Source organism: Aureliella helgolandensis (genome assembly GCF_007752135.1).
Taxonomy (GTDB): domain Bacteria; phylum Planctomycetota; class Planctomycetia; order Pirellulales; family Pirellulaceae; genus Aureliella; species Aureliella helgolandensis.
This window is the reverse complement of the sequence record NZ_CP036298.1, coordinates 1,517,573-1,527,359: the sequence shown is the minus strand read 5'-3', so window position 1 is coordinate 1,527,359 and position 9,787 is coordinate 1,517,573. Positions and strand designations below refer to the sequence as shown.

Sequence of the window (9,787 nt, the reverse complement as noted above, 5' to 3'; positions counted from 1 at the left end):
TCAGATCGGATCGCTCGCGGGCGTCGAGCTGGGGCTGGGAGCTTGCAGCGACGGGTCGATCCAGCGCGGGCACTGCCGGGCCGGGAGCCAGTCGATCGGGCTGGGGGTCGATCCCAAGTGCTCTCGCCGACAGTGTAAATAGATCATCGTTGTTGTAAAGCTGCTGTGCCCGAGCAGCTTGCTGATCGCCATCAGATCGACGCCTGCTTCCAAAAGTCCGGTCGCAAAAGAATGTCTCAGAGTATGTGGAGTAACGATCTTCTTGATGTGCGCCTGTGCGGCGGCCATCTTGCAAGTCTTCTGAATGGTTGCTCCGGAAAGTGGCACATCGTTGGTCTTGCCCGGAAAGATGTACTGGTTCGGCTTGTTGATCTTCCAGTACTCTCGTAGTTCGGCCAAGAGCCTTGGTGAGAGCGGTACGTAGCGATCCTTGCGCCCCTTGGCTTGAATGATCCGCAGTTGCATCCGCTCGGAGTCGATGTCCGGGAGCTTTAGGTTGGTTGCTTCGCTGAGCCTTAGCCCGGCCGAGTAGAGAGTCAGTAGGACCGCTCGATGTTTGGGAACTGTTACACACTCGATCAGCCTGTGTACTTCTTCCTGCCCCAGCACAACGGGTAACTTCTTAGGCCGGTTGCCGAACGGAATCATTTTCACGACCCACGGCCTGGGGAGCGTGAAGGTGTAGAGAAACCGTAGGCCACAAACAGCTTGATTAAACGAACTCCACGAACATTTTTTCACTTGGATCATCCACAGTTGGAATTCGCGAATCTCTTCGGGGCCCAGATCCTCGGGGAGTTTTCCGAAGTGCTTGGAAAAACGCCCAACGTGGAAGGTGTAGGAATCGATGGTTCTAATTGCCATGTTGCGGAGCAACATGTCCTCGGCCATACGTTTAATGGATGCAAGAGTATGCTTGCGAAAAGAGCTGGGCATTGCGCTGAAGCCTTACTGAAAACGGGAAGTCAAACTTGCCGCAGAAATGCGACATTAATCCCCAGCATGATTGGGGTTTCAGAAAGCGCAAGTCGGATAATCGTTAAATTCGGAACGGGGGGAGGCAGCTCACTTACCTCGCTCATGCCACTCAGTCGTACTCGTCGGAGTGGCCATGCAATCGCACCGTCACCGCTGGGACTGGCCGAAGTCAACACGCGGCCGAGCAGGCAAAGCCATCGAGCTAGGCGACTGTAGCCGGTGCAGAGCCATCGCAATGCAAAGCACCGCACCAGCAAGAGGCGAGAAGTAGCTCGCGTGAGATACGCAGAAGAAGTCTGCTTAGAGTTACGAGAAAATTGAAAGTGAAGCGGTTTAGTTCAACGATGGGGATAACGAAGTTCCGGCGAGCGAGTATTTGTGCAAAGTGAACGAGCCACCGGAACTTTCGTTCATCCCTTGGTTATCCGCAATTTCAGTTCAAAAATGATTTTCATGATAAACGATCGCGTCACCCGTGTCAGAATCGATTGCCATCAAGTAGAGGTCAGTAACTTCAATATGCTGCGTGCCAAAACCGGGCGTTGCATACCACGTGGAGGATTTCCAGTTTTGCTTCGGCCATTCGACAGGCAACGCTTTGATTAAGTAATTTGCTTTAGAGTGTGATCGATCCGTAATCTCAAGATTTTGTTGAGATTTGAGGAAGTCAATTATTGGAGCGTTGGAGTTTACTCTCCAAATAGAGCTTTGGTCAAATCCTGCAGTCAATCCGCAGGGTGTAACGCCCGTTCCAAGACTTGGGGCATCTTTTAGCAAATTGCGCAGTACATACGGCCAGTGCTCAATTTTGCTCTGTATGCCAAGACCTGCCTGCTGCCTTGCATACTTGCGTGCTGTAATCACCCAGGTGGTGAACGCAGCACAGCAAGCACATGCGAGTGTCAACAGAAAGAGGCGTCTTAAACCAAAACGGGGAAATGTCATCAGTCGGGGCTCAGTGAGCAGCGAACTCAAGCGGATAACGGCCAGGGTTCAGCCGGCCGTGAGTTGACTTGCAAGCAAAACCAACACGCTATTTACGGCTCGGATGCAACCCTTGGTTATCTGATCACGGGGAGCTTCGAGGTTACCAGCAGCCGAAATGCGTCCTCAGTCCGGGTTTCACTGAAAGCCGATCTGGGAATTACGGAAAAGGTTCTCTTAGTCATGTATAGCAGGACGTGTTCCGGCGTATCAAGATACCACGAGAAGAAGCCCCAGTTGAGATCCGATTTTCCTTCCAGCGTCTCGACATGCACGCCATCGTTGGAGAAGGACACGGAAATCTCACCATGATACTTACGGGCATCTCGGAATGCCTTCCGCCACAGAACCTGTCGTATCCCAATCAGCCCTAGCAGGGCACATCCTAGGATGGCAAGAGTCAGTGCTAGCCAAAACCAGTTGAAAAACCAAAGGCCGATTCCAGTCGCCAGCGCTAACGCACCGGCGATCGCGTTTGATACCGTCCCCTGTCGCTGCGCGCGCCAATGAGCTTCACACGCGCGCATGAACTCGGACAGGCTCAGTCGGTAGGAGACTCTGATCTCTTCGGTCATGGATTCTTGATTAGATAACGTTACCGATCAGCCGGCGGCGACGGATGATCATCCACTTCAAAACGCCCGACTTCGCCGCTCGGTTGCATCGGATGGTTCGTCGAATGTTCGCAACACGATGAGCCAACATCGACTTTTTTGGATTAACTCGGATTATTCGCGTCTTGGAGTTGGAGAGATTCCCTTTTTGTTTTTTGCTTCTATTCGCATTTGATTCGTAATCCAGTCCGGTAACTCCGTTTCCACGAGCCATGGCGTCTCACGGCGCATTGTTCGAAACAGCGTCTCAATGTCTCGTTGTTGCCGAGCATGGTCGGCCCACCAACCTGCGATCAGAGCGGCGACGAGAACCGTCCAGAATATATCTTTCAGGCCAAACCGTGGTCGCTGGATTTTGAACAATAGAATGATGCCCACGAATTGATTTAGTTGATGTTGCAAAAAAGCGGGGCGCAATGCGATTCACAGTCCGCGATGTTGTCCAGACTTCGGTGCCCGACAGCACCCACAACTAACCTGCGCGTCCGACGAACGTCGGCATTAACGGGGTTCGCGCGTTTGACATTTTAGCAAGTTGGACGGGCTCGCGAACTCCCGTTCAATGCGTGGTTCGCCTAGGCGTGGCTACGCTGGACCGAAGTTAAGCGTCGTATGGATAGGTACGCTTCGCACTCTATGGAGATCACCACCCAGACGGAAAACGTGATTAAACCGTAACAATAAGAAAGTGGTCTTGATTCGACGAGGTAGTAGTCGATCTGAGTTGTGTGTTGGAGCAGTATCGGAAGCCCCCACCAGCCAAAGGCAAGTATGACGCCACAGACGGAAGCCGCATTTGACTTAGGGGTATATGAGCCGAACAAGAATGAACGAAAGTGTCGCCAGAACGATGTGGCAGCGATCACGATTGTAGCATGCAAGAAGAAGAATAACACTAAACCGGGAAGGTTCTCATATGTGCGTGTGGAGAGCCTAAGAGCACCTTCGTTGAGCATGAAGATGACGATCGTAGTGACGAAAGCCGTCAAGACACTAAACAAAACGGCATAGCGTTGTTGGTGGTTATTCATTTCCCATCTCCTGTTGAGTGTCCACAACCTCATGTGGATATAGATTTGCCTCTGGAAGTGTGTCAAGAGTGATTTAGGGCAGGCGAACGGTAGCCGTCACCGAGGACGGACAGTTGACTTTCCACTTCAAAAACCGCGCAAGCCGTCCTTCGGTGCACGGCATGGTTATCGGCCATGGTGAATTTACGCGACTGGATAAACTAACGATCACCGTCCGAGCGGCCAAACATTCGAGCCAACGTGTGGAAATCAGTGGATTCCGTGAGAAACGAAACAGAACCGTCAGCAAGTGCTATGTACGCGCCGCCTGCATGCGACGAGTAAATGCCAGTTGCGTTGTCCTGATTAATTCCAACATTGTGGCCATTGATGGCCCATACGAATGTATTGCTCGCCGACCATCCCGTTTGACCGAGGTAGACTGCGTCTGGGTTGTCTGGGGTTGCCTTGGGGCGTCCATCGACAAGATGTATCGGGCGTCCACCGCGTTCGACCAGCATGATTGTGTTGGACAGGCCATCCGATATGTCTCTGAATTTTCCAGGCCGGTACCGCAGTAGTTTGCCGCCGGAGATTGCATTGTTGTCAAAGTCGGGCCAACCCCAGACGCCCCAGCGAACGAACTTTGTGCTATACGGGTTTACGCCACTCGGTGAGGTGTCGGGAATTACGAGAATTCCAGCCATCGCATCGTAATCGCTTCGGACCACTTGGCATATGTCGGCCTCGGTGCGGTTGGGTTCTGGAACCGACATCGAGCCATATCGGATTACCCATCCCATGTTTGTAGTTGGAGACGTGCCACTTGGGCAGACGTAAGGAGGAACTACCGTGGTTGCGACAGGTTCGTTCTCCAACGAAGTCGCCAGCGAATCCCAGGCAATCGATTCACGGAGGGCGGTCTGCTCGAGGTGAGGAAGCAGGGTAGCACGCCAAGAGTGTGTATGAAAAAGATCCCACTCTTGTAGCGGAAAGGGGAGGGATGTCCCGTTGTAGAAGGAAGGGAGTGCGTTGTTCGCGTTGTGAAATGCATGCGTAGCGAGTGCAATCTGTTTCAGGTTGTCTTGGCAATGTGCTTTTCGTGCGGACTCGCGTACAGCCTGAACAGCAGGGATGAGAATGGCTGCGAGGATTCCAATGATGCTGATCGAGGCGACCGTCTCGATCAGCGTTAGTGCTTGCCGTGCCTGAGTGCGATTGGGGTGATGTACCACTTTCAATCTCCCGTCTTAGGTATACGGTCTTCAGTCCGATAACGATCGCGGTAACCCGGTGGCGGCCAAGAACCTCTGATTTCACGATCCGCCCGAACCGCCGCTCGGGTTCACCGCATGGTTATTTCTCTTCGGGCTCAGGAAGGATCTGAAATGCCTTCCAGTCTCGAAGGTTGAGATTGTAGATAGGAGTTTGGTCCTCGCCCTCTGGAAAGTCTGTGTATGTTTTGATCTTCCCCGACACTTTGATCGAGCGGCCAATCAAACGTCCTTTTGGTCCAATGCATGCAAAACGATGGAGCGCATCCGCTAGTTCACCTTTGGCATAGACGACCAAATGTGGAGCCTCCTTCATCTCCGCATAGTGTAATATCGCGTTTGGGAATTCACCCTCGTGCGCACCGCCAATCAGTTGCGTTTTGGTAATCTTAAAGATCATTGTCACGTCTTTTCCATCAGACTTCAGATCAAGATCGGCGAGCGCTGTCACGGTTGGGGTTTTTGATGTGTCGTCAGCGTGAAGCGTCGAACTCCCAACGAAAGCGGCAAATGTCAGCAGAAAGAAAGATCTTCGCGTTGCATTCATCGTCTGCTCCGTGGGCTTGAGAAATAACGACCATGATCAGCCGGTTTGCGCGGTTGACTTGTTGAGTGAAAACGCACCGACGCAAACTCGGCTGCATCATCTTGTTCGTCGAGATCGTCAGGTTACCGGATCGAGTTTGATCGATCCCAGGTGGTGATTTCCACATTCTGCATGTTGCGAAGCCGCAAATGATATGTGGTACGATCCTCCTTTAGTGGTTTCGCGACAGCGTCAACTCGGTGAAGACGTTCATGTGAGTAAACAAGTGTTCCTGCCTTCGTTACCACGGGAGTTAGCTGATCTTTCGAGACGGTAGTCACAATAGTCACTAATTTGGAAGGAGCACGCAAAGAAAATAGATCATTTGAATGTTTGATCGTTAGCGATCCATCTTCGGAAATCCAAGTAACGATTGCGAGTTGGTTTGTGCACAAGTCACCAACAGCATTCTTCGATAGTGTTACGTCGGTTGCCTGTGAGTACTTTGTTGCGAGTTCGCCCTCAATTTCGAGAACAACAAAGCTGCCAATTTCGAGTTCCGCACGATCATCGGCCGCGGTAGTTCCCGTGGTAGTGAGCAGGAAGATGATAAATACAGCGAACTTCGTGGCACGCATGAAATACTCCGTTTTGTAAAACGCCATAGGCAATAGGACGCATCGCTGACTTCTTTTTATCAGTCAGGCTCTTTGGCAGCAAGAGGTACTCTCGACGAACGGCAGTGTTCACGGTGTTCCGGGAGTTGATTCGTTGTGCAAAGTGAAGCGGCCACCGGAACTACCGTGCAACACTTTGTTCTCGGTTCTGGATTGCTGGGGCCAGGAGCTTGGATGCACCAACATCAGTATAGCAAAGGCGGCTTATGATCGCACAAGACTGCCTGGAATTGCATGTGTCTGCTTGGCGAGTGTGGCGTTCTAACGAGCGAGATCCCCTGACCGAATGACCCAGCGTCGAGCTGGATTCTCCATCGCTTCCATCCAGCTGGACTACCGCGAAGCGAGTGCATTCATGCGTTTCCCAATGTTGCATCTACTGCCCAACGATCTACTCGTCAGCCTGGGCTAGCATGTCCGTCTGGCAACACGTTTTCACTTCTAGACTTCGTTCCTCTCGGTGACTACTGGGCAACCGAAATAGACTCAATCGCCGAGCATCTCATTGCATCCGAGAAAGAATCCATGTAAGTCCTGGGTTTGGGGCGGGAGCCGTTCGAATAAAATCTGGTGACTCAGCCCCGTGATCTCGGGTTGCCGGAAGCAACCACTGTCACAAATGTGCCAACCCCAAACCCAAAGGACACATGGACTATGAAGATTCTCGCTCTTGACCTCGGCAAATTCAATACGATGTGCTGTTTCTTTGATACAAAAACTCGCAAACACTCCTTCCTCAATGCCACTACCGACCGCAACTACCTCTCGACTGTCTTCAAAAAGCATAAGATCGACTTGGTGGTTATGGAGGCGTGTGGTCCGTCAGGCTGGATCAACGATCTAGCTGAGTCTTTGGGCCTCCAAACGTTCGTCTGCTCGACCAACGAAGAGGCTTGGAAGTGGTCCAACGTTAAACGCAAAACTGACAAGGATGATGCGCTCAAGCTGGCGCGTATGGCTACCATGAGTGAACTCAAGCCGGTTCACATGCCCTCCGAAACACATCGTGAGTTTCGCTCTCTGGTTAAGTACCGCAAAACACTCGACTGGCGGATCAACAAGATCAAGTGCACCATTCGCGCGTGGTTCGTCAACCACGGCATCTCGATCGACAGGGGGGACAAAGCTTGGCACACCGGACGCGCATTGATCAACTCGTATCGCAAACCACTTACGGAGTGCTCCGCGAAAGAGTTGTGGAAAGGTGAGCTCGATCTTGAATTGACGCAGCTCGATTCTCTGTCCACACAACTTGACGGGGTCGTCAAGAAACTCGAAGCGATCGGCAAGGCCGATCCTCGCATCGTACGACTGCGCACGATTCCCGGCGTTGGACCACGCACGGCTGAAATCCTGGTGGCCTGCATCGACGATTCGCACCGCTTTGAGAACGGACGCCAAGTGTCGGCCTACTTCGGCTTGGTACCTCGGCAATTTCAATCTGGTGAAACCGATCGCAACGGCCGCATCACCAAGCGGGGCAACCCGCTGGCTCGGACCATTCTTGTCGAGTGCGCTTGGGCCTCGCTGCGATACAATCCGTGGTCCAAGGGAGTCTACGATCGCATCTGCGGTAAGCAGAAGACACGCAAGAAGAAGGCGGGAGTGGCGTTGGCTCGTAAAATCGCGGTGATTGCTTGGGCCATGCTCCGCGATGAAAAGGACTGGGATCCGGTCACCATGATTCGTACTACCAAGTCGTTCGGTGGAACGCTTCCCTTGGATGAAGAGACCTTTCGAACGATGCCTCCTAAGGAGAACTCGGACCAACGTAAGAGCCGCCTTCGCAGGGAAGCCCGCGAAGCCGAAGAGCTCACGCAGCGTTGCGCCGCCAAGGCGTCGCCCACGACAAAGTCAGCCAGCAAATCCAAGTCGAAGCCCACGCAGGTTGGTAAGTCGACGAAACAGCAGTCTGCCAAGTCGCAGGCGAAATTGCAGGCGAAATCAATCACCACGCCGAGAAGTCCCATTGGCTCAAAGTCGAAACAAGCCACCACGAAAACCGCCCAACCACGGCGAGCAAGAAAGCCAGTATCCGCTGCCTGATGAGCGTACCCCTTAGCACACTAACATCGACAGAACGAATCGGCCTTGCTCGCCCTTTTTCCCCACCGCTACGAGGGACAACCTGTACGCGCCGCCTGATGCATTGACATCGGCAGAACGAATCGGCACCTCGTAGCCTTTTGACACGTCACTAGTTGAACAGACTCATTCAATACCGATACCAACTGAGTTCACAGGAGCCCTTTCGCCAGACACGAGAACACTTGACAAGGACAAGACCAACCCAAATGTGCTGAGCACCGACACCAATTGACCACTGACTGATTCCCATGGACCGATCGCGCAGGATCGCCGGAACGTCAGACACGTCGCCCTAAAGAATGTGCCACACCAACGGAAGGTAGCTTGCTGCTCACCGAAGCCTCCAGGCAAGCTGCAGCCAACACGGACTCATCATCGACAACGATGCTTTGAACCGTGCATGGATAACTGAGGGAACGCGACCTGCTCCAAGTGAGCAGGAGCAGAAGTGTGAAACGCGTTCGCACCTCGAATAGTCGTTTAATCAAACATCCTTGACAAGCACATTGTGCACCGGCCGAAGCGATACTCCCTCGAAGCTCTCTAGCGAAGGCAACTTCCAAGTGGCTAAACCGCGTCATGATATGACTGAATAAAAGAATTCAAAAAAAGTGGCGACCGTCACTTGCCAAACCCAGGACTTCATAGTCGGTTACGATCACCGAGCCGGAACGATAAATCTAAACATTGAAAAGCACGCGCAAGTCCGGCTTCGCGTGCATCGTTTTGTTATCCTGCTAATTGCATTTCAATTGCCAGCTCAAACTTCTAATTTTTGCTCGCGTCTGAGATGAGAAAGTATACAAAGCTGATTGCCCAGACAGATATGACGACATGGCAAATCGTAATCCAGCGCAGACATTTTCGACAATAGCGATGGCGAAACTCTTGTTCAATAATTGGCCAGATATTCTGGAAACGCAGTACGCGCAATATAGTTGAGATTGAAAAAAGCGATTTCAACAAAAAAATGCCTGTGATCGGAAATGTCAATATTTGGATTATGACTGGAACGCCACGCGCTCGATCAGTCCATTGTTCACACCGGTCGCACAATTCCCGTTGTTCCGTTCTTTCGATTTCAAGCTCTGTATTCAACTCAGCCAGCCTCAATTCATCGGATTTACGAAGCCGGATAACGGTGCCGATCACGGCGTCGGCGAGGTTGATTTGGTGGTAAATTTGGTTAAATGTCGCCGACTGCCGTGCATCGGCTTGTTCTCGGGTCTGGATCGCTAGGGCCAGGAGTTTCGGTCCGACCGTGGTCATTATAGCATACGTGATTTAGGATCAATCAGGACCGCCTGGAATTGCATGTATCTGTTTAGCGAGTCTGGCGTGCTACCAATCGAAATTTCCTGACCGAGCAACTGTGCGTCGAGGTGGATTCCCCATCGTTTTCATCCGGTTGGACTTTCGGGACCCGAGTGCATTCGAGCGGTTCGCAATCGTGCTTCCATTGCCCAAAGACCTATCGTCCGCCTGGCAATGCGTATTCGCGTTTAGACTTCGTTCCCCTCGGTGGCCAAGTGGCAACCGAAACATACTCAATGACCGAGCATCTCATTGAATCCGAGAACGTCCGGCGTCACCGGGCGGGGAGAGTAAAGTTGTCCATTTCAAACCCGGCCGCAAG

The 9,787-nt window shown here is 52.3% G+C and carries 9 protein-coding genes; 2 read left to right on the top strand and 7 right to left on the bottom strand.

Translation table 11 applies throughout. The features are described from left to right. The 6 genes from Q31a_RS05475 to Q31a_RS05450 form a co-directional block, all read right to left on the bottom strand. Positions 1 to 936: a tyrosine-type recombinase/integrase gene (locus Q31a_RS05475; protein ID WP_145073538.1), complete on the bottom strand. Its 936-nt coding sequence runs from the start codon at positions 934 to 936 to the stop codon at positions 1 to 3. 480 nt (positions 937 to 1,416) lie between these two features. Then, positions 1,417 to 1,923 (bottom strand): hypothetical protein, encoded by a 507-nt coding sequence (locus tag Q31a_RS05470; RefSeq protein WP_145075163.1) that lies wholly within the window; start codon positions 1,921 to 1,923, stop codon positions 1,417 to 1,419. 116 nt (positions 1,924 to 2,039) lie between these two features. Then, positions 2,040 to 2,537: a YcxB family protein gene (locus tag Q31a_RS05465; RefSeq protein WP_145075160.1), complete on the bottom strand. Its 498-nt coding sequence runs from the start codon at positions 2,535 to 2,537 to the stop codon at positions 2,040 to 2,042. Between the two features lie 1,270 nt (positions 2,538 to 3,807). After that, positions 3,808 to 4,821 (bottom strand): DUF1559 domain-containing protein, encoded by a 1,014-nt coding sequence (locus Q31a_RS05460; protein ID WP_197356246.1) that lies wholly within the window; start codon positions 4,819 to 4,821, stop codon positions 3,808 to 3,810. A gap of 121 nt (positions 4,822 to 4,942) precedes the next feature. Continuing rightward, positions 4,943 to 5,407, bottom strand: coding sequence for a hypothetical protein (locus Q31a_RS05455; RefSeq protein ID WP_145075154.1), 465 nt, complete (start codon positions 5,405 to 5,407; stop codon positions 4,943 to 4,945). A 122-nt stretch (positions 5,408 to 5,529) separates the two neighbouring features. Continuing rightward, on the bottom strand, positions 5,530 to 6,024 hold the full coding sequence (locus tag Q31a_RS05450) for a hypothetical protein (protein WP_145075150.1): 495 nt from the start codon (positions 6,022 to 6,024) through the stop codon (positions 5,530 to 5,532). 325 nt (positions 6,025 to 6,349) lie between these two features. On the opposite strand from Q31a_RS05450, the gene Q31a_RS31060 reads away from it, so the two are divergent. Both Q31a_RS31060 and Q31a_RS05445 read left to right on the top strand, forming a co-directional pair. After that, positions 6,350 to 6,475, top strand: coding sequence for a hypothetical protein (locus Q31a_RS31060; RefSeq protein ID WP_261342701.1), 126 nt, complete (start codon positions 6,350 to 6,352; stop codon positions 6,473 to 6,475). 242 nt (positions 6,476 to 6,717) lie between these two features. Then, positions 6,718 to 8,109 (top strand): IS110 family RNA-guided transposase, encoded by a 1,392-nt coding sequence (locus Q31a_RS05445; protein WP_231690810.1) that lies wholly within the window; start codon positions 6,718 to 6,720, stop codon positions 8,107 to 8,109. A gap of 810 nt (positions 8,110 to 8,919) precedes the next feature. Here the strand turns inward: Q31a_RS05445 and Q31a_RS05440 are convergent. Beyond that, entirely contained in the window at positions 8,920 to 9,420 is a 501-nt protein-coding gene (locus tag Q31a_RS05440; protein WP_145075147.1) for a hypothetical protein, read from the bottom strand. Between the last annotated feature and the right edge of the window lie 367 nt (positions 9,421 to 9,787).

Coding starts and splice junctions, on each gene's coding strand:
- Q31a_RS05475 (WP_145073538.1), bottom strand. CDS start 936: ATGCCCAGCTCTTTTCGCAAGCATACTCTTGCATCCATTAAACGTATG.
- Q31a_RS05470 (WP_145075163.1), bottom strand. CDS start 1,923: ATGACATTTCCCCGTTTTGGTTTAAGACGCCTCTTTCTGTTGACACTC.
- Q31a_RS05465 (WP_145075160.1), bottom strand. CDS start 2,537: ATGACCGAAGAGATCAGAGTCTCCTACCGACTGAGCCTGTCCGAGTTC.
- Q31a_RS05455 (WP_145075154.1), bottom strand. CDS start 5,407: ATGAATGCAACGCGAAGATCTTTCTTTCTGCTGACATTTGCCGCTTTC.
- Q31a_RS05450 (WP_145075150.1), bottom strand. CDS start 6,024: ATGCGTGCCACGAAGTTCGCTGTATTTATCATCTTCCTGCTCACTACC.
- Q31a_RS31060 (WP_261342701.1), top strand. CDS start 6,350: ATGACCCAGCGTCGAGCTGGATTCTCCATCGCTTCCATCCAGCTGGAC.
- Q31a_RS05445 (WP_231690810.1), top strand. CDS start 6,718: ATGAAGATTCTCGCTCTTGACCTCGGCAAATTCAATACGATGTGCTGT.
- Q31a_RS05440 (WP_145075147.1), bottom strand. CDS start 9,420: ATGACCACGGTCGGACCGAAACTCCTGGCCCTAGCGATCCAGACCCGA.